The 20,120-nt window shown below is 59.7% G+C and carries 9 protein-coding genes and 2 pseudogenes; 7 read left to right on the forward strand and 4 right to left on the reverse strand.

Going from position 1 to position 20,120, the window contains the following annotated elements; all coding sequences use genetic code 11:
• Positions 1-3,014: beta strand repeat-containing protein (locus tag DTX69_RS29415; protein WP_162917684.1), on the forward strand; the 3,014-nt coding region annotated here is incomplete at its 5' end.
• Positions 3,015-3,346: 332 nt separating this feature from the next.
• Positions 3,347-4,456: an IS110 family RNA-guided transposase gene (locus tag DTX69_RS29420; RefSeq protein ID WP_119305166.1), complete on the forward strand. Its 1,110-nt coding sequence runs from the start codon at positions 3,347-3,349 to the stop codon at positions 4,454-4,456.
• Positions 4,457-4,724: 268 nt separating this feature from the next.
• On the opposite strand, the gene DTX69_RS30480 is transcribed toward DTX69_RS29420, so the two are convergent.
• Positions 4,725-5,453 carry a hypothetical protein gene (locus tag DTX69_RS30480; RefSeq protein ID WP_162917685.1) on the reverse strand — a complete coding sequence of 243 codons (729 nt, stop codon included), beginning with the start codon at positions 5,451-5,453 and terminating at the stop codon, positions 4,725-4,727.
• 562 nt (positions 5,454-6,015) lie between these two features.
• Between DTX69_RS30480 and DTX69_RS30485 the strand changes: the two genes are divergently transcribed.
• The 4 genes and pseudogenes from DTX69_RS30485 (at position 6,016) to DTX69_RS29435 (ending at position 12,442) form a co-directional block, all read left to right on the forward strand.
• Positions 6,016-6,459 carry a hypothetical protein gene (locus tag DTX69_RS30485; protein WP_162917686.1) on the forward strand — a complete coding sequence of 148 codons (444 nt, stop codon included), beginning with the start codon at positions 6,016-6,018 and terminating at the stop codon, positions 6,457-6,459.
• A 2-nt stretch (positions 6,460-6,461) separates the two neighbouring features.
• Complete coding sequence (locus DTX69_RS30490) at positions 6,462-6,623, forward strand: hypothetical protein (RefSeq protein WP_162917687.1); 162 nt, start codon at positions 6,462-6,464, stop codon at positions 6,621-6,623.
• Positions 6,624-6,646: 23 nt separating this feature from the next.
• Positions 6,647-6,835, forward strand: a pseudogene (locus tag DTX69_RS31175) (hypothetical protein); the annotation flags it as partial.
• Between the two features lie 114 nt (positions 6,836-6,949).
• On the forward strand, positions 6,950-12,442 hold the full coding sequence (locus DTX69_RS29435) for a calcium-binding protein (protein ID WP_119305168.1): 5,493 nt from the start codon (positions 6,950-6,952) through the stop codon (positions 12,440-12,442).
• A gap of 998 nt (positions 12,443-13,440) precedes the next feature.
• Here DTX69_RS29435 and DTX69_RS30495 read toward each other — a convergent pair.
• Complete coding sequence (locus DTX69_RS30495) at positions 13,441-13,743, reverse strand: hypothetical protein (protein ID WP_162917688.1); 303 nt, start codon at positions 13,741-13,743, stop codon at positions 13,441-13,443.
• A gap of 619 nt (positions 13,744-14,362) precedes the next feature.
• The gene (locus tag DTX69_RS29440; RefSeq protein ID WP_284736154.1) at positions 14,363-17,746 is read right to left on the reverse strand and encodes an adenylate/guanylate cyclase domain-containing protein; all 3,384 of its coding nucleotides are present in this window, start codon (positions 17,744-17,746) and stop codon (positions 14,363-14,365) included.
• Positions 17,747-18,332: 586 nt separating this feature from the next.
• On the opposite strand from DTX69_RS29440, the pseudogene DTX69_RS29445 reads away from it, so the two are divergent.
• Positions 18,333-18,761: pseudogene (locus DTX69_RS29445) on the forward strand (transposase); the annotation flags it as partial.
• A 576-nt stretch (positions 18,762-19,337) separates the two neighbouring features.
• On the opposite strand, the gene DTX69_RS29450 reads toward DTX69_RS29445, so the two are convergent.
• The coding region (locus DTX69_RS29450; RefSeq protein WP_284736155.1) for a recombinase family protein at positions 19,338-20,120 on the reverse strand (783 nt) is incomplete at its 5' end.

Genomic DNA, 20,120 nt, shown 5'->3' on the forward strand with positions numbered 1-20,120 from the left:
CGACAGAGAATGCCGATGAGGGCACGGATCTGGTGCAGTCGTCGGTCACCTACACCTTGGCTGCCAACGTGGAGAACCTGACCCTGACTGGCAGTGCGGCGATCAACGGCACCGGCAATGCGCAAGCCAATGTGATCACCGGCAACAGCGCGATTAACGTGCTGGATGGCAAGGCAGGCGCCGATACCATGATCGGCGGGACCGGCAATGACACTTATGTGGTCGACAATGTCGGCGACGTGACGACCGAAAGCGAAGGGGAGGGCACCGACACGGTCCAGTCCTCCGTCACCTGGGCTTTGGCGGCGAACATCGAACACCTGACGCTGACTGGCAGTGCGGCGATCAATGGCACGGGCAACGAACTCGAGAACGTGCTCACGGGCAACACGGGTGTGAACCAGCTGAGCGGCGGAGATGGCAACGACACGCTGAACGGCGGGACCGGGGCGGACACGCTCATCGGCGGCACCGGGAACGATATCTATGTGGTGGACAATGCCGGCGACGTTGTGACGGAGAGCGCCGACGAGGGGACAGACCTCGTCCAATCCTCCGTGACCTACACGCTCGCGGCGAATATCGAGAACCTGACCCTGACCGGGAGCTCCGCGATCAACGGCACCGGCAACGCGCTCGACAACATTCTGATCGGAAACAGCGGCAACAATGTTCTGGATGGCGGAGCCGGTACAGACTCTCTGGCGGGAGGCGCAGGTAACGACACCTATATTGTCGATGATGTTGGTGACATCGTTACCGAGAATCTGAACCAAGGCACTGCAGATCTCGTGCAATCCTCTATCACCTGGTCGCTTGGTGCGAATATCGAGAACCTGACGTTGACCGGCAGTTCCGCGATCGACGGCAACGGGAACGAGCTCGACAACGTCCTGACCGGTAATACCGGTTCAAACCAGCTGATCGGTGGGGCTGGCAACGACACGCTGAATGGCGGTGCCGGGACAGACACGCTGATTGCGGGCGTTGGGAACGACACCTATGTGGTAGACAACGCCGGCGACGTAGTGACCGAGAACGAAGAGGAGGGCACGGACACGGTCCAGAGCTCCGTCACGTGGGCGCTGGCGGCGAACATCGAGAACCTGACCCTGACGGGCAGTTTGGCGATCAACGGCACGGGGAACGAGCTCGACAACGTGCTGACTGGCAACACAGGAGCCAACCAGCTGACTGCTGGGGCCGGCAACGACACGCTGAGTGGCGGCACCGGAGCCGATACGCTCACGGGCGGGCTCGGGGATGACATCTATGTCGTGGATAACGCGTCCGACGTGACGACCGAACTCGAAGGAGAAGGGACGGATCTCGTGCAGTCTTCCGTGACCCGAACCCTATCGGCAAACATCGAGAACCTCACACTGACCGGCAGCTCGGCGATTAACGGCACGGGCAATAGCCTCGACAACATCATAACTGGCAATACCGGAGCCAATGTGCTGGACGGCGGGATCGGCGCTGATACGCTGAGCGGCGGAGCTGGGAACGACACCTATGTGGTGGACGATACCGGTGACGTCGTTATCGAGAATGCCGGCCAAGGCACGGATCTCGTGCAATCATCGCTTTCATGGACATTGGCTACCAACATCGAGAATCTGACACTGACGGGGGCTGCCGCGATCGATGGAACTGGGAATGAGCTCAACAACGCTATCACCGGAAACACTGGTGCGAACCAGCTGAGCGGTGCGGATGGTAATGATACGCTGAATGGCGGGACCGGAGCCGACACCATGGTGGGCGGCACCGGCAATGACACGTATGTGGTTGACAATGCCGGCGACGTGACCAGTGAGAATGACGGCGAAGGTACGGATACGGTTCAATCCTCTATCGCCTGGGCGCTTGCTGCGAATATCGAGAATCTGACGCTGACTGGCAGCACCGCCGTCAATGGTACCGGCAATGGTCTCGATAACGTTCTGACCGGCAATACAGGAGCTAATCAACTGAGTGGCGGAGCCGGGAATGACACCCTGAACGGCGGGACTGGCGCCGACACCTTGATCGGCGGAACCGGCAATGACACCTTTGTGGTCGACAATGTTGGTGATGTGACAACGGAATACGCGGATGAGGGCACGGATCTCGTGCAATCCTCGGTGACCTACACGCTCGCCGCCAATCTCGAAAACCTGACCCTGACCGGCAGCTCGGGGAACAGCGGCACGGGCAATGCGCTGGACAACATCCTCATCGGAAACAGCGGAGCCAATCAGCTGAATGGCGGCGCCGGGAGTGACCGCCTGGACGGCGGCACAGGCAACGACACCATGACCGGCGGTCTCGGCGACGACACCTTTGTAGTCCAGGCCGCCGGCGATGTGGTGATCGAGGCTGCCGGAGAGGGGACCGATACGATCGAAAGCTCGATCTCCATTACGGCCCTGGCAAACAATGTCGAGAACCTGGTCCTGACGGGCGCATCAGCCATCAATGGCACCGGCAACAGTCTCGGTAACGTGCTCAGCGGCAACGGCGCCGGCAACACCCTCGACGGGGGAAGCGGCAACGACACGCTCCTGGGCGGCGCGGGCACGGACAATCTAATTGGCGGGGATGGAGATGATCTCCTGATCTGGGACGGCGTCGACACATTGAACGGTGGATCCGGGCGGGACACGCTGCTGTTCGGCGGAAGTGGCACACTGCAGTTCGACGCTTCCAGGATGCTGAACCTGGAGGTATTTGACCTGGGTAGGTCTGACGATAACAACAATGCCGTCTCTTTGAGCCTGGCCGACTTGCTCTCGCTATCGTCTTCAAGCAGTGGGAGCGGCATGTTCGCGAACGGTGATGATGTGGATCTCTTCATTGTCGGCGACGGTGACGGCGACATACGGGACGACGTCAATCTTTCCGGCGGCTGGACGGCAAATGGCACGCTCACGACTTCGGCCGTGAACGGCACTGAGACGACCTTCAATCTTTACGTGGCTGGCGGCGCTCAGATCGCGATTCAGCAGGACCTGGACCAGCTGGTTGCATGAGGCGACCGCGCTGCTACGTCCGCGCAGTCGCTATGTCGAATGGGGGAGGGACCGAACCCAAACAATCTCTCCCTAAGCAAATACCGACCCGTCCCGATGCCGGGCCTCGATGGCCCTGCATCGGGCGAGTGACACTCGCATGACCTGATGCACACTCGATTCAGCAGCTCGCTCGAAGCAACATCGCTTTGCGCTCATCCAGTGTCGCGCGCGTCCACTGTCCTGTAAGACTGTATGTCCTTCTCCTGAGCCGCTGCGGCTCGTTTTAAGCTCCTCGATGTAGGACTGGTTCAGGTGGTCTGAGCCGGTCGCGATCGCACGGAGGACGGACCATGGGAGAAGGTGGAGAGGTTTTCGTCGGGATCGATGTGGCGAAGATCCGCAACGCGGTTGCGATCGCGGATGGCGGGCGCGGTGGGGAAGTGCGGTACATCGGCGAGGTCGAGGCGTCGGACGAGAGCATGCGTCGCCTCGTGAAGCGCATTGCAGCCAAGCATGGTCGTGCGCACTTTTGCTACGAAGCCGGACCAACCGGCTACCATCTGTATCGGCTCATCACCGCTCTCGGGCAGTCCTGCACGGTGGTGGCACCCTCCCTGATCCCACGAAAGCCGGGCGAGCGGGTGAAGACCAATCGCCGCGATGCGGTCGCACTGGCCAGGCTGCTGCGCGCCGGGGAGCTCACGCCGGTGTGGGTGCGTGATGAGAGCCACGAAGCGATGCGCGACCTGGTGCGCGCCCGCGCTGCGGCGGTCGAGACCTTGCGGGTGCACCGGCAGCAGGTCAGCGCGTTCATGCTCAAGCACAGCCGCATTTTCCCGCGCAAGAAGACTTGGGGTGCTCGCCATCTGCGATGGCTACAGGAACAGTCATTCAGCCATCCTGCCCATCAGATTGCTCTGCAGGAGATGCTGGAAGCCGTCCGGACGTCGCAAGAGCGGGTGGACCGTCTCGAAGCGACGATCGAGGAGTTTGTCGACAGATGGTCGTTGGCACCGATCGTCCGGGCGCTGCAGGCGTTGCGTGGCATCGATCTCATCATCGCAGTGACCGCCACCGCCGAGATCGGCGACATGCGTCGCTTCGACAGTCCGCGCCAGCTCATGAGCTATCTCGGCCTGGTGCCGAGCGAGCGCTCGACGGGCGACACCGTCCGGCGCGGCGGCATCACCAAGACCGGAAACGGCCGCGTGCGGCACATGCTGGTTGAGAGCGCCTGGACCTATCGTCACCCGCCCCGGATTGGCAAGAACAAGCTCTATCGGCTGGCGTCCGTGCCACCAAAGGTACGAGAGATCGCTTGGAAAGCGCAGACCCGCCTGACCGCTCGCTATCGAGCGCTCAGCGCCCGCGGCAAGAAGACGACAGTCGTCTGCACGGCGATCGCGCGGGAGCTGGTCGGCTTCATGTGGGCCGTGGCCAGGGAAGCACAGGCCGCCTAACCTGGCGACCATCTCCAGTCGCGCATGGGCGGGGGCAGGACTACGGCAGGGGAACACCCGTCAGACGCTTTGTGGCTGGCTTTGCCAATGCCCGCCGTAAGATCGGGACAGCCCCGGACGCACTCTCGGACCTGCGGTAACCAACCCGCGTATCAGAGCTTGATCACCGACGTCCTTCAGGTCCTGTCTCCACCCGTGCGCGACCACTCGATCAACACCGCCCTTCCGTGCGGACGATTTGGCACGAGCGTGTCATTGACAACGGACATCAGAGCGCTGTTCCCACACCCTTCCTGAGCCGCTCCGTGTGGTCAGCTCGTTGGTACATGGTTGATGGATTTCCGAGAATGCGTGCTGCGCGTTCTAATGCGGGCCCGAGCAAGGCGCGAGCAGCCGGAACTGCGGTATGTCGTTGACACCCGCGGTGCTGGCGAACAGTAAGCCGGACAATAGCGGCACATATCGTGGTTGCAGGTGGCTCATCGTGTCGATGCGGTCGGGCCCGCGGGGGAAACCGGACGGGCTTAAGCTCAAGACCGTCGACCGCATAGACGCCCTCGCGAAGGAGCGCCACCACGTCGCCCGAGACATCAAAGAAGCGCGTAAACAGCAAATCCTCGTGTGGCGACGGCACGGTCAACTCTTTCAGACGAAGATCCTGCCCGTCTTGGCGCAACTCGAACAACGAGGCCTTCGTTGACAGGAAGGTTCGCTTTGACGATGGAAGGTCCTGGACAAGATTGCGGTCGGGCAATGTTCCGGATGCAAGGTGGAGGCGATTGCCGTCATAGCCATAGAGCCGACCATTCGCGCTTTGAAACAAGGCCAAGCCAAGATGAGGGGCGTCACCCAAGTATCGCACGAGCCGCTCATTGCCGGTGCCAATTGGCACCAATGATCCGCCGCGAAGCTCTTGAATTTGATCGCCACAGACGATCATGTGTCGAATTGCAGCGCTGAAAGCCCGGCAGCGTGCAGTCAAGATGATCTGCGACATTCAAGCGTGTGGCGGCGTCGCGGCCGCGCAAGCCGGCATCATGCGCCGTAAGATTTACGGTTCGCCTGCATTTCCTCCGGCAAGTACGGCAAAAGAGCGTGCGAGTGTGGCGGCGTCTTCCCTCAGAAGGTCGTGAAGGTGCGAGTCAGAAATTTAGCAATCTGAACCCCAGATGAATGAAGGGGATTAATGCATAACCAAACGGTCGAGTGCTGACTATAGTCATCAAATAGCTTGAAAGTTTCCTAACTCGCGCCATAGTAGCGGTATATAAACTCGCGCAGACCGCAAGTGGCGCGTCGGCTGAATAAGAGTTGTTGGGCAAACTTGAGGGCTTTCTCGCGCTCTGGGGGCAGGGCGATCTTCGTCAAAATCAAGCGCTATTGGCCATCGCGGCAAGCGAGCCTGCATAAGTTCCGCGCGGGAGATTTGTCTGCGAGCGGTGATTAGTCGCGACGCGTTGTGGGCTCATGGATGTATTGCGAGTGCTGCTCACTGAGTGAGAGCAACTTATGTTCGACATCCGAAGGGCGAGTGCGGGTCTACTTGTGAGGGAAAAGAGATGAAGTCGCGAGTGTTGGTGCCAGTTATTGCAGTCAGCGTCGCGTTCCTTGTTATTACCGCTGCGCTGAATTACTCCGGCTTCTGCATTTCTCAAGGGCGCTTCCTCTCCGAAGGAGAATTGATCGATATCGGCGCACGCAGATACCTGAAAAGATTCTTGCCTCTCAACTACGACCAGTTTGCGCCGACTGAACGGCCGGTCGCATTCGCTTCTGTCGAGGAGTTCCTGTTACGGAATCCAGATTGTTGCTCAGTGACGCAAAAAGGTCGTGACGACGGCGTACCTGCCCTCTTCCATCGCATCATGGGGCGCTTCGCTGGATTCGTAAGGATTGAATACAAACTTGAAGAGACGCCGCCCGAGGGACCTGCGAGAGAAGTTGTATGGGTTGCGGTGGCGAACTGTGGTCGGCCATGGAATGGCATTAACTGGGGGCGATAAACATGAGCGATCTTACTGCCGAGAAGATCACCAATCTTTATCTGTGGGGCACTGAAACCCGGCCTACGGATCTGTTGAGCTCGAATGTCATTCGTCCGGGCGATGCCACAAAAGAGTATACGGTCGATATCAACGACTACATGACGAACGGTCCTGGTCGTTAGCCGGCTCCAATGACAAAGTTACTATCAGTCAGCAATTTGCCGGGTCCTATGGCATCGAAGCAGTCCGCTTCGCCGACGGCACGATCACGACCATAGAACAGATCAGAGCCGCACTTCTTTCACCGACAAGCGGAAATGATGTTCTCGTTGGAACAGATGCAGACGACACTCTGGATGGCGGGGCTGGCAATGACCGTCTTGAAGGCCGATGGGGGGCCGACACCTACATATTTGGACGCGGTTATGGTCAGGATCTGGTCGTCGCGGAATACGACTTTGGCGGCAACATAATTCGACTGAATGCGGACGTTGATCCGAGCGATGTCATGCTGTCGCGCTCCGGATCCGGCGACCTCGTTCTAAAGATCGTTGGTACGAATGATGTGCTGACTGTGCAGAACAATTACACAAACTTCAATGACCACATTGAGAAGATTGAATTCGCTGATGGAACCGTCTGGGACGCTCAGTTCATTCGTGAGCTTCTCCTGACTGCAACGCCGGGCGACGACCGGCTTGTAGGCTTTAGCGCTGACGAGGTCTTTGATGGCGGTGCCGGCAATGACCGTCTTGAAGGCGGAGACGGCGCTGACACCTATGTGTTCGGGCGCGGATACGGCCAGGACGTGGTCGTCGATCACTACAAAAATGCGAACATCATACAGCTGAACTCCGACACGGCACCTACAGATGTGAAGCTGTCAACGAGTTCGGATGGAAAAGATCTGGTTCTGGAGATCCTTGGAACCTCTGACAAGCTCGTCGTTGAGGGCCAGGTGCAGGATTGGCGCACATCAAGAGCTGGCATCACAGAGGTGCGTTTCGCAGATGGGACTGTGTGGTCCGCCAGTGAGATTAAGTCAAATCTGATTGTCTCGACACCCGGCAATGACATTATCCAAGGGTTCTGGGACAACGACACACTCGATGGCGGCGCAGGGAACGACACGCTGCAAGGCGGGATCGGGAGTGACACTTACATTTTTGGGCGCGGCTATGGCCAGGATGTCGTCTATGACAATTCTTACAGCTACAACATACTACGGCTGAACCCAGACGTAGCTCCATCCGATGTAAGGCTGTCGATTAGCCCAAGTGGCCAAGATCTGGTTCTGGAGATTCTCGGCACGTCAGATAAGCTGACATGGTCCGGGCAATGGTATGATTGGCACAATGACAGCCTAAACAGAGGTCTGGCGGCAATTGAGTTCGCAGACGGCACGGTGTGGTCAGCCGAGGAGATCATATCGACGTTTCTCACTGCGACCTCCGGAAATGATAGCATCGTAGGATCTTGGCGTGCTGAGCTCATCAATGGTGGCGATGGTGATGACTACATCAATGGTATGCGGGGTGCTGACACGCTGGTGGGTGGGGCCGGCAATGATACTCTTGATGGTGGGGCGGGCTTTGCTGACAAGTTGATTGGTGGCCTCGGTAATGACACCTATAGGGTCGATCGGGTCGATGATCTTGTGATCGAAAAGGCAGGCGAAGGAATCGACCTAGTCCAATCTTCCGTTACCTATACCTTATCTACCAATGTCGAGAACCTGACGCTGACGGGCACGTCCGCCATCAATGGCACTGGCAATGAGCTTGACAATAGCCTCGTCGGTAATTCGGGGACCAACCAACTGAAAGGGCTCGCCGGGGACGATACCCTCGATGGTGGGGGAGGCGTGGACACGCTCATCGGCGGTTCCGGCAACGACAGGTACATTGCCGACTCAAACGACACAATCATCGAGGATGCAGACGAGGGAATCGATACCGTAGTCATTCAAGCGAACTATACGCTCGGAGCTAACCTCGAAAATCTGATTTTGGGCGGCAGTTCCAATTACGCTGGCACTGGCAATGAACTGAACAACCGCATCACCGGGAACAGCGGAGCGAATCTCCTTAGCGGTGGAGACGGTGACGACACGCTGGATGGTGGCGCTGGCGCCGACACCATGGTGGGCGGAAGTGGTGACGACACCTTCGTGGTGCAGCAGACGACGGACGTCGTCATAGAAAACGCTGATGAAGGGATCGATACAATCGAGAGTTCGATCACGATCACGGCTCTCGCGAATAATGTGGAGAACCTAAAACTCACCGGTGCCGCCAATCTCAACGGAACAGGGAATGCCCTCGACAACCTGATCGTTGGCAACAGCGGCAACAACGTGCTCGACGGCGGCGTGGGCACGGATACGCTTGCGGGAGGTGCGGGTAACGACACCTACATCATCGGCGATTCGGACGACGTAATCATCGAGAATGCGGGTGAAGGGGTGGACCTGGTCCAATCTTCCGTGAATCACGCGCTCTCGGCGAACATCGAGAACCTCACCCTCACCGGCAGCACCGACATCAGCGGTACGGGGAACGAGAGCGACAATACACTGATCGGAAATTCCGGTGCGAACCAGCTCAGTGGCGGCGCCGGCAATGACACGCTGAACGGCGGCACCGGAGCGGACACGCTGATCGGCGGAACCGGCGATGACCTCTATGTGGTGGATAACACGGCCGATGTGGTGGTTGAGAATGCCGGCGAGGGTACCGACACGGTTCAGTCGTCGGTAACCTATGAGCTTTCAGCCAACGTCGAGAATTTAACATTGACCGGTGTCTTGGCCATCAACGGCACAGGCAATGATCTCGACAACGTCTTGATCGGCAACAGCGCGAATAACCAGCTCAGTGGTGGTGCGGGCAACGACCGGCTGGACGGCAGCACCGGGAACGACACCATGATTGGCGGCCTTGGCGACGATGTGTACGTGGTCCAGGCCGGCGGCGACGTGGTGACGGAGAATGCGAACGAGGGGATCGACACGATCGAGAGCTCGATCACGATCTTGAGCCTGGCCGCTAATGTCGAAAACCTGATCCTGACTGGCGCGGCGAGCCTCAGCGGCACCGGAAACAGCCTTAACAACGTTCTCATCGGCAACAGCGCGGCCAATACCCTGAATGGCGGCACGGGCGTGGACACTTTGATTGGCGGTGCCGGCAACGACACCTACGTGGTGGACGAAACCGACGATGTCGTGATCGAGAACGCCGCGGAAGGCACGGACCTCGTGCAGGCCTCGGCGACATATACGCTTACAGCCAATATTGAGAACCTGACCCTGACGGGAACGGCGGCCATCAACGGCACCGGCAACGAGCTGAACAACGCGATCACCGGGAACTCCGGAGCGAACCAGCTCAGTGGTTGTGCCGGCAACGATACCCTCAACGGCGGCACGGGTGCGGACACTCTGATAGGCGGAGCCGGCGACGATCTCTATGTGGTGGATAACACAGGCGACGTTGTGACGGAGGGCGCCGGGGAAGGGATTGATACAGTTCAATCCTCTGTGACCTATACGCTTGCGGCCAATATCGAGAACCTGACTCTGACCGGCAGCTCCGGAATCAATGGTACGGGTAACGCGCTCGACAACGTGATCACCGGAAACAGCGGTAATAACGTTCTGGACGGAGGGGCCGGCGCGGATTCTCTGGCAGGTGGAGCCGGTAACGACACCTACATCGTGGACGATGCTGGTGACGTTGTTACCGAGAACCTGAATCAGGGCACCGCAGATCTGGTGCAGGCGTCTATCAGCTGGTCGCTTGGTGCAAATATCGAAAATCTGACCCTGACGGGCAGCGCGGCCATCAATGGTACCGGCAACGAGCTCAACAACGTCTTGACTGGCAATGCAGGGGCCAACCAGCTGACCGGAGGGGACGGCAACGATACGCTCGATGGCGGAGCCGGCGCCGACACCCTGGTCGGCGGCACTGGGAACGATACGTACGTGGTGGATAATGCTGGTGACGTGGTTCAGGAGAACGCCGATGAAGGAATCGACACCGTCCAGTCGTCGATCACCTGGACACTGGCAGCCAACTTCGAAAACCTCTCGCTGACGGGCAGCTCTGCCATCAATGGCACGGGCAACGAGCTGGACAATGCATTGATCGGAAATACCGGTGCGAATCAGCTGATCGGTGGTGCCGGTAACGACACGCTGAATGGCGGGACCGGAGCCGACACGCTGGTCGGCGGAAGCGGCGACGACATCTATGTGGTCGACAATGCCGCCGATGTCGTCACCGAGTTGGCTGGCGAAGGCACGGACCTCGTACAATCCTCGGTTACCTATACGCTCGCCGCGAACGTCGAGAACCTGACCTTGACTGGCAGCTCCGCCACCAACGGCACGGGCAATGCCCTGAACAACGTCATTACCGGCAATACCGGGAACAACATCCTGGATGGGGGCATCGGCGCGGACACGCTGATCGGCGGTACCGGCAACGACACGTATGTGGTCGACGACATCAACGATCTGGTCATTGAACTTGCGAACCAAGGCACGGCCGATCTGGTACAATCTTCCGTCAGCTACACGCTCGTTGCCAATGTCGAGAACCTGACCCTGATGGGCAGCGCTGTGATTAGCGGCACTGGCAACGAGCTGAACAACGCCATCACCGGCAATACGGCGGCGAATCTGCTCATCGGCGGGGACGGCAATGATACGCTCAACGGGGGTGCCGGTGCGGACACCCTCATCGGCGGGGCAGGCAATGACACCTATGTCGTTGACAATATTGGGGATGTGACGACGGAGGACGAAGGGGAAGGGATTGATACGATCCAATCTTCAATCACCTGGGCGTTGGCGGCCAATATCGAGCACCTGACGCTGACGGGCAGCTCCGCGATCAACGGCACCGGCAATGCGCTGGACAACGCTCTGACGGGCAACAGTGGGGCGAATCAGCTGAGTGGTGGCGATGGCGATGACACGCTGAATGGCGGGTCCGGCGTTGATACGCTGATCGGCGGTGCCGGTAATGACACCTACGTTGTCGACAATGTTGGCGACGTGGTCACTGAAGGTGCTGATGCCGGTGTAGACTTGGTGCAAGCCTCTGTGACCTACACATTGGCGGCCAACATTGAGAACCTGACGCTGACCGGCAGCTCCGGCATCAGCGGCACGGGTAATGCGCTGGATAACATCCTCATCGGGAACACCGGCGCCAATCAGCTGAATGGCGGTGCAGGCAATGATCGTCTGGATGGAGGCGCCGGCAATGACACCATGACTGGCGGCATTGGGGATGACACATACGTCGTGCAGCAGACCGGAGACGTGGTGATCGAGAATGCCGGCGAGGGCATTGACACGATTGAGAGCTCGATCACGATCGCTGCGCTCGCCAACAATGTCGAGAACCTGATTCTGACGGGTCCGTCGGCAATCAACGGGACCGGCAACACACTCAATAACCTCATCATCGGCAACAGCGCTGCCAACACCCTGGGTGGGGGTGCTGGCAACGACACACTGCAAGGCGGTGGTGGTATCGATAACCTGCTCGGCGGAGATGGTGACGATCTGCTGGTGTGGGACAGCGTCGACACATTGAACGGTGGTGCAGGGCTGGACACGCTCCGGTTCACCGGCAGCGGCACGCTTCAGTTCGACTCAGCCAGGATGGTCAATCTGGAAGCCATTGATCTCGGTGCGGGTGACGACAACAATAATGGGGTCGCGCTCAGCGTTTCCGACGTTCTCAACCTGGCCTCCTCCAGTGGAGGCAGCGGAATCTCTGCCAATGGAGACGATGTTGACCTATTCATCCTCGGTGATGCGGAAGGCGACATCCGCGACGCCGTTAGCCTGAGTGGCGGCTGGACGGCCGCAGGCACACTGTCGACCTCTGCCCTGAATGGTTCGCTGTTAACGTTCGACCTATATCAGTCGAATGGCGTTCAGGTAGCCGTGCAACAAGGGCTGGATCAGCTGATCGCATAAGGCGATCGGCACAGAAACAGTGAGCCCCCGGCCTGTTGTCAAGCCGGGGGCGCTCACTTCCGAGGCTTGCTGCCTACGCAATCAGCCGCGATCATATGTTTGAAGCATGCACCAACATTTCTGCTGGTGCCTGGATTCTCCGCTACGAAATAATCAGCATGGGCCCACCTGGAAAACAATCGGCCGCTCCAACGCCAAGACACCCTCCAAAGCGACTGCCTATCTGCCCTGCCGACCCCTTGCGCTTGCTACCCCCGCCGGTCGCTCGGCTTCGGGAGGCATGCAGGCATGCTTCGCCGGGCCATTTTGAAAGGGAGACTACACATGTTCACATGTTCACATCGATCAAAACCAAGGTTCTTCGTTGCTCGCCCTTCGGTCGAGCTAGAGCGCTGCCGCCACATCGCTAAACCCTCTTGCGACGCGCGGCGCGTCCATACATTCGGGTCACACTTGGTCATTCAGCAGATCGGGCCTAACGCACCGGCTCGCGAAGCCATGCCGACCAGGGGATCGAAAATCCCTTGTTCAGGGGCGGTGCGCCATCGCCTCTATCGCCAGTCCATAGCCTGTGCGCCAGCGCCTTGATTCCGCTAGATATTTTGACCCGAATGTAAGGGAAAAGAGATCGTAGATGAATGAGGGTGCGGCTGGCATCGCCCCGGCGCTACCAACTCAAGCCATTTGAGTTAATTGATAATTTCCGTTCCGCTGGCAGAACGAAGCGCGAAACGCGCCTTCCCGCCTAGTGCCAGCAAAATCAAACGCTGCCGTCCAGTGCCGTTGCGTGCGTCGCGCGCTTGATCCAACGCGTGGAATATGCCGTTCGATCAGCGCCAATAATCGTCTGCTGCGGGTCCGTGCAGCTGCTTCAAATCGGCACGGCTAGCGAATGTCGGTCTCGGCCAATGCGTGTCTCCGATCTGAACCTATGCATCCACGCATCGCTGATCATTGACGCGATTACAGCTGATCACGCCAGGTGAAGGAACTCCTGGTCACGGAAGGTGGGGATCACTCTTCTCAACTGCGCCTCCAGCATAAAGCTCACGAACAGCTTGACGTGCTAGAAGCCGAACAAGTTTGACCAGCGCCGGGTGTGGAGGACTCTCGGAGGTAGCTGTAATTTTCTGCTGCTCCGGATCAGCTGCGAAGCGCTGGACGAAGCTTGCCTCCGCAGCCGCACTTAACTCCTGAAGCGTCATGCCTGTCGGGTTGCCCTCGTGATCGAGAATCTCGCCTGAATGCACGCGAAAGCGGAAAGTCGAATCGGCCTGCTGCGGGTTCGGATCTGTCGGCATTGTACGTCCTTTGAAGGAAGGAACTCATCGACTCGATCGTTCGATATCGTGCTACATGCGGGAGCAGTGATACTAGGCCATGCTTTACAGAGGGATGATACCGTGGCCATCCGACCAAGACGCAGGCTACAATGCCTGGCTCCAGGAGGGGAGGGAGCCAACCTCGACCCTGCCGCGAGTTCAGGGCGTGTGACCGGCGTGACCGGGAGAGGTCTGCTGTCGGAGGTGAAGCCGACCTGTCGTAGACCTGCCTGAACATCCGAATCTGACCCGAAACAGACCGCAGGGCGCGCCGCCCACCGGCATCGAGTGGACCGAGGGAGCTAGGAGATGCAATCCGTCCCGCAGACCGTCGTGCTAGGCTGCTTGCCACCGATCGACCCGACGATCGCCGCGTCGTCGTGACCATCGACGGCCTGGATGAAGCAGCCCCTCAATCTATTGGGCGCTGACTGACGTCGAAGGCGCCATCATCTCCTTGAGAGCCCATGAGGGAATATCGCCTGAGTTGGGTGGCGCGCTCTGCCAGCGGTCACCACGATCTGCGTTAAGAAAGTCGAATATTGCACTCCCATGATAGTCCGAGCAGATCTGCGGGTGAGGCGATTCATCGGCCAGATCATGCGATGGAAGATGATTGCATGTCGGCAAGGAGCGCTCTCGCCTCCATGATGCTTGGGGCGTCGAGTCCCTCGGAGAATGAGTCGCAAATCGGTCCGAGCAGTTCGCATGCGGCATCGGACTTGCCGCCCGCGTGCCAGAGGCGTGCCAGCTCCATTCCGGCTGTAAGTTCGAGGGCCTTGGCGTGCTGCCCTCGCGCGATGGCCAGAGACTGCCGGAAACATGCCTCAGCTTCGCCGGAACGATCGTCGGAGAGATGGAGGAGCAACCGGCCCTTGAGTCTGTAGAGATCGGAGTCACGCCAATGCTCTCCCGACGCGTCGGCTATGGTCATCGCCCGGGCAAGAATCTCCAGCGCCTCCGACGGCTTGCCGAAATGTCCGAGCGCCTCTGCGAGCAGCGATAGGAAATAGGAGCGGCGAAATCGAGCGCCTGTGGCTTCAATGGCGTCAAGGCCGTGTTGCAGCTCCGTCAAGCCTTCCCTGTCGTCGGCACCGATCGAGCGGGCCCAACCTCGGATGGTGGTCGCCCATGCGAGGTAATAGGCGAACTGACGATCGGTGCAGATACCGATTGCTTCGGTCGCCAATTCTTCCGCAGTGCTGGCGGTGCGACCAAACTGATGAAGCATAGCGGCGTAGTCCAGTGCCAGGGCGAGATTGAATAGATTGGTCGTCGTTCGGGCATGGCTCATTGCTTCGTGGCTGAGTCGCGCCGCTTGGTCGAAGCAACCCAAATGCCACAGCGCATGCGTGGCCCACGAAGACAGGAAGGCCTTCACATCTGCGCCGATCAGTGCGCCGCTCGCCGCTTGATCACGCATGGGCAAGCCCGCATCGAAATGGGCGCGCGCAGCGTCGAAATCACCTTCCACGCAGAGTGTACCACCTATCATCTGCCGGACGGTGAGCAGCAGAGCTACGTCGCTGTTTGATTGTGCAGTGATGAGCGCGCGCTCGGCGAGTTCTTGCGTGTGTTTAAGGTCACCGCGGACGGTATGGTAGCTGCACAGGCCCTGCAGGATCGGTCCCAGTCTCTTGACCTCACCGATCTGGCCGGCGAGCCGATAGGCACGGTCGAAGGCCTCTCCTGCTTCGGGCGCGGCAAATCCAAGCGTCATCATGAGGGACGCGCCCAACGCCGTTTGCAAGTCAAGCTCGGTCCGTGCCCGCTCCGCGGCCTCCGTCAATCCGTCCACGAGCGCAAGTCCGCGGCGCAAATGAGCGATGGCCTCGACGTGCGCCGATCGACGCGCTGCGTGCTCACCAGCTCGCAACCAGTAGGAAATCGCCGGACGCAGGGCGCCGGCTTGGTCGTAGTGATGGGCCAGCAACTCAGGCTGGGATTCGGCGGTGCTTGGAAACCGTCTTTCCAGAGTTCCTGCAATGCGGGCATGGAGTTCCACGCGCGCGGTCTTGAGAAGCGATTGATAGGCGGCGTCTCGGACAAGCGCGTGTTTGAACGCGTAGGTGGCGTTTGGCGGCTCGCCGCGACGGAATACGAGTTCGGCCCGCACGAGTTCATCGAGGGCCGTGGTGAGATCCGCGTTGTCCAAGTTGGCGATAGACGAGATGAGCGCGTAGCTGAATTCTCGGCCGATGACGGCGGCGATTTGCGCCACGGCCTTGATAGGTGCCTGGCGATCAAGCCGCGCCATAAGAGAGTCATGCAGCGTTGCCGGGACGGCGACCGCCGGCAGCGGGCCCGTCAGCTCATAGCGTTCGCCAGCCTCGCGCAGGAACCCCGCCTCGAGTACCGCCTTCGTTACCTCCTCGATGAACAGCGGCACGCCTTCCGTCTTGGAAAGAATCTGAGCTAAGACGTTAGCCGGAAGTGGCCTGCCGCCGGTCAGATGTCCAATCAACGCTGCGCCATCGGCTCGGCCAAGCCGATTAAGCGTGAGAAGAGCGACGTGCGGCCGGCCGGTCCAACGCGGTGCGAATTCCGGCCGGAAAGTGATCACCAAGAGCGCCGGCAGGCGCTCGATTCGCTCGATCATCAGTTCGAACAGCTCGAGGCTTGTAGGGTCGAACCAGTGCACGTCCTCGGCGATCATGAGCACCGGCTGTTTGGTCGCAAGACCCTCGAGCTGGGCCAGCAACGCCTGGAATGTCTTCGCCTTCTTCTGCTCCGGCGCCAGCTCGAGCGGCGGATAACTCCCGCCGGCCGGAACTACGAGCAAATCGCCGATCAGGGGTACTGTCGTCTCCAGGTCGGACACGGCCATGCCAAGCAAGCTCTCAAGCTTGGCGAGCTTGTCCGCCGGCGCGTCGTTACGGTCGAATCCCGCTGCCCGCTCGATCTGATCGATGATGGGAAACAGGGCGCTGTTCGTGTGGTAGGGCGAGCCGTAATAGCGCAGCGACATGAGCTCCTCGCCGCCCAACCGCTGGCGCAGCGCCAGTGCGATCCGCGACTTGCCGATTCCCGGCTCGCCCGAGAGCAGCACAACCTGGCCCTCGCCGCCCTTGGCCTGTTCCCACCGATCGAGGAGCAATGCCAACTCGTGCTCGCGACCGACAAGGGGTGATAGCCGCAGGCCGTGGAGGGCCTCGAAGCGGCTCTCGGCGCGACTCTCACGATTGACACGCCACGCCCGCACCGGTGTGGCAAGACCCTTCAGTTCGCGGAAGCCAAGATCGGTGAGGTCGAACAGGTCGCCGAGCAGCCGCCGTGTCGCCTCGGAGATAACGACCCGACCCGGTTCGGCCAAGGCTTGCAGTCGCGCTGCCAGGTTCGGCGTCTCACCGACCACCGCTTCCTCCTGTGCCGCGCCTTCGCCGACGAGATCGCCCACCACCACCAGCCCCGTGGCGATACCCACCCGCACCGCCAGCGCCGCCTGTGCCGGGGTCACTAGCGTCGCGATCGAATCGACGATCGCCAGCCCGGTGCGCACCGCCCGCTCGGCCTCATCCTCGTGCGCCCGCGGCCAACCAAAATAGGCGAGCACTCCATCGCCCATGAACTGGGCGACGTGGCCCTCGAACCGTGCGATCTCACCTGCGACTGCATTCTGATACGCACGTATCACCTCACGCATCTCCTCGGGATCGATTCTGTTCGACAGCGCTGTCGAGCCAATGAGGTCGACGAACATGATCGTGAGTTGGCGCCGCTCCGCCTCGACGGCGCGACCAGCGCGGGCCTCCGCAGTCTCCTTGGTCTCCGGCGATGTTTCGGAAACTGCGGCACGACTGCCCTGTCGCAAGCTTGCGATGGCGTCGAGCAGCTTGCGCCGATGACCAACGGCAGTGACACCGATGTCTTTGAGATCCTCGGCGGTCAGCCTTGGCAGGATCTCTTCATCGACCCCGTTTTCCCGGAACGCCTGTTCGTACCGCTCCAGGCCGAGGGTGCGCAGCCAAGCCTGGATGTCCACTTTGCGAGCCTCCGATCCCTCGCGGCTCGATCGAGCCAATCGTCAAAGTCGCAGCGGACGCTGCGGCATGCGCGCCAGTGCTTCAGCGCAGTGCCGCAAGTCCGCAGATCTCCAGACCGTGGGACGATCCGGCCCGGCTCACTGCACCGCCTTGGCCGTGATCGCCACATTGCGGCCGTCGCGCGTTTTCAAAGTTAGGTCGGACATGTCGAGCCTCCCGTTGTGTCACGCGGCTGCGGTCTGGCTCGCTTGTAGCAGCCTGTTGAGGAAGTGGACAAAACAACGTGACCCAAGCTTACCAGCCCCGCCGTGCATTCTACCCCAAAAGACTCAGATGCGGATCGCACAAATTGGGGAGCCGCGCGTTTATTGAAGGATGGTTTGCGCCCAGGCACGACCGTCTGAACAACGCCCGGCCGAGATCAGACGAGTGCGATGATCCTGAGAGGCCCTGATGTCCGGACCTGGCAGATTTTGTTGCAGAAGTCGATTGCCGCCGTCGCTGAACAGTGATTCCGTCGTGTTGGTGCGAATCAGCGGCGGAGCTGTCGATGATGGGTCGGCTCAATCAGGATCAAGGGCAGCTCTTCCGGACGATCACCGCGTGCGCGAGATCGCTGGGGTTCTGGATCTTTCCTGGGTCCACGGCGAACTCGCCCCTCACTATTCTCCGATCGGCCGTCCCTCGATCGATCCGGTGCTGATGATCCGGATGCTGATCCTCGGCTACGTGTTCGCGATCCGCTCGGAGCGGGCGATCTGCCGCGAAGTGCAGGTGAACCTGGCGTACCGCTGGTTCTGCGGCCTGAGCATCGAGGACAAGATCCCTGATCACTCGGCCTTCACGCGGGCGCGCAACGAGCGGTTTCGCGACAGCGATGTTCTCCGGCGCGTGTTCGAGCGCGTCGTGGAGGCATGCATTGCGGCAGGCTTGGTCGGCGCCGAAGGGTTTGCTGTCGATGCCAGCCTGATCGTGGCGGACGCTAACAAGCAACGCTCTGTGCCTGGCACCGAGTGGAGCAAGGAGCGCGACCCTGAAGGTGCAAGTCGCGCCACTGTGGCCGGCGCGTCCAGATCCCTAAGGCGGTCAACAACGTGAAGAACACCGGGCCGGAGCTGCTGGCCTCAGCTGAGTGACTGCCATTCCTCATCAGCCGGCGGCCTCAGCATATCGATGACCGCGGACAAGTTGGGAACTCGATACTGGTCGAGTTCTCGCTTGTTGTGACGGCAAACAGTATACGGAATCTCCAGCATTTTCGCCCTGGGGATAACGTAATAGTCAATGACGTGAGCGTCATCTGCCGCTAGGCGTCCCACAATGTATAAGCTTGCGTTTGGCGGTGCCTCCTGGAGGCGGAAGATCCATCGCTCTCCGTACGAAACGTCTGTGCGTCGTGCAGCGAGTTGGAAAGCACAAGACAACCTGTGGCCGATCCAGAATTGCGTTGCGTTCGGGTCAGATCGAAAAACCTCACCTCGAAATTCAACATGTTGACGCAGCTTCTGCAGAATTTCGCTTCTTTGCTTTCTTCGCCGATTGCGCACAGACCAGACCTTCAGAGTCGGTCCGCCCTGATACCCTATAAGTTTATATGCTTCCGAAATGCGGCCAAATCGTCTGCAGTAAACGCCAGGGATTAGGGATGCTCTTGTATCGGCGCATGAGCTTGACGGTAACTCCTCCTCGCTTCGCGATGATTTTGCGCAGCTTCGATAGAAGCTCTTCATCTGACAACTTGGTTCGCTGCCTACGTCGCACTTCCATTGCCTGGTAAAACGTCTCAAGATCGACAATTCCGCGAAAAGCGCCGGGTTTTCGAATCCATTCAGAAGGTGCATTCCTGATGCGCTTGGTACCGAGCTCGGCGGACGTTCGATTGAATACCTGCGCGCCCATGTATTTCTCATTCTGCAGTATCGTCGCGATGTGGGACGGCCACCACCGCTTGCCGGACCGCGTTGGAATCCCGCTATCATTGAGATAGCGTGCGATCCGACCGGTGTTTTCGCCGAGAACCGCACATCTTCGAAAAATCTCCTTCACTACTTTGACTTCGGCCGGCAAGCTAGGCGCCAGAACCTTGTGATCGGTCGTCAGTGCCTTGCGCGCTCCCGACGGCATATCGCGAATCGTGCCGCCCTGATGATCAACCAATATGTGTTTTAGCCCGTACGGTGCTACGCCGCCCTGATCAAAGCCTCGCTCGGCGAGGTTCCGAAGTCCCTGAAATACCTTCACGCTTAATTCGCGGCTATACTCGGCCGCCATCGCACGCTTTATGGCTTTGACGATTGCATACAGCGGGCCGTCATCGTTCTCAAACGGCTCTGCGCAATAGACGATCCGCACTCCGTGCTGTCTGCAGCGATA

The organism is Dongia deserti (assembly GCF_003574735.1).
Lineage (GTDB): Bacteria > Pseudomonadota > Alphaproteobacteria > Dongiales > Dongiaceae > Dongia_A > Dongia_A deserti.

Excerpts from the sequence above, each read along its gene's own strand:
- DTX69_RS30485 (WP_162917686.1), top strand. The coding sequence starts at position 6,016 with ATGAAGTCGCGAGTGTTGGTGCCAGTTATTGCAGTCAGCGTCGCGTTC.
- DTX69_RS29420 (WP_119305166.1), top strand. The coding sequence starts at position 3,347 with ATGGGAGAAGGTGGAGAGGTTTTCGTCGGGATCGATGTGGCGAAGATC.
- DTX69_RS30490 (WP_162917687.1), top strand. The coding sequence starts at position 6,462 with ATGAGCGATCTTACTGCCGAGAAGATCACCAATCTTTATCTGTGGGGC.
- DTX69_RS29435 (WP_119305168.1), top strand. The coding sequence starts at position 6,950 with ATGCTGTCGCGCTCCGGATCCGGCGACCTCGTTCTAAAGATCGTTGGT.
- DTX69_RS30480 (WP_162917685.1), bottom strand. The coding sequence starts at position 5,453 with ATGTCGCAGATCATCTTGACTGCACGCTGCCGGGCTTTCAGCGCTGCA.
- DTX69_RS30495 (WP_162917688.1), bottom strand. The coding sequence starts at position 13,743 with ATGCCGACAGATCCGAACCCGCAGCAGGCCGATTCGACTTTCCGCTTT.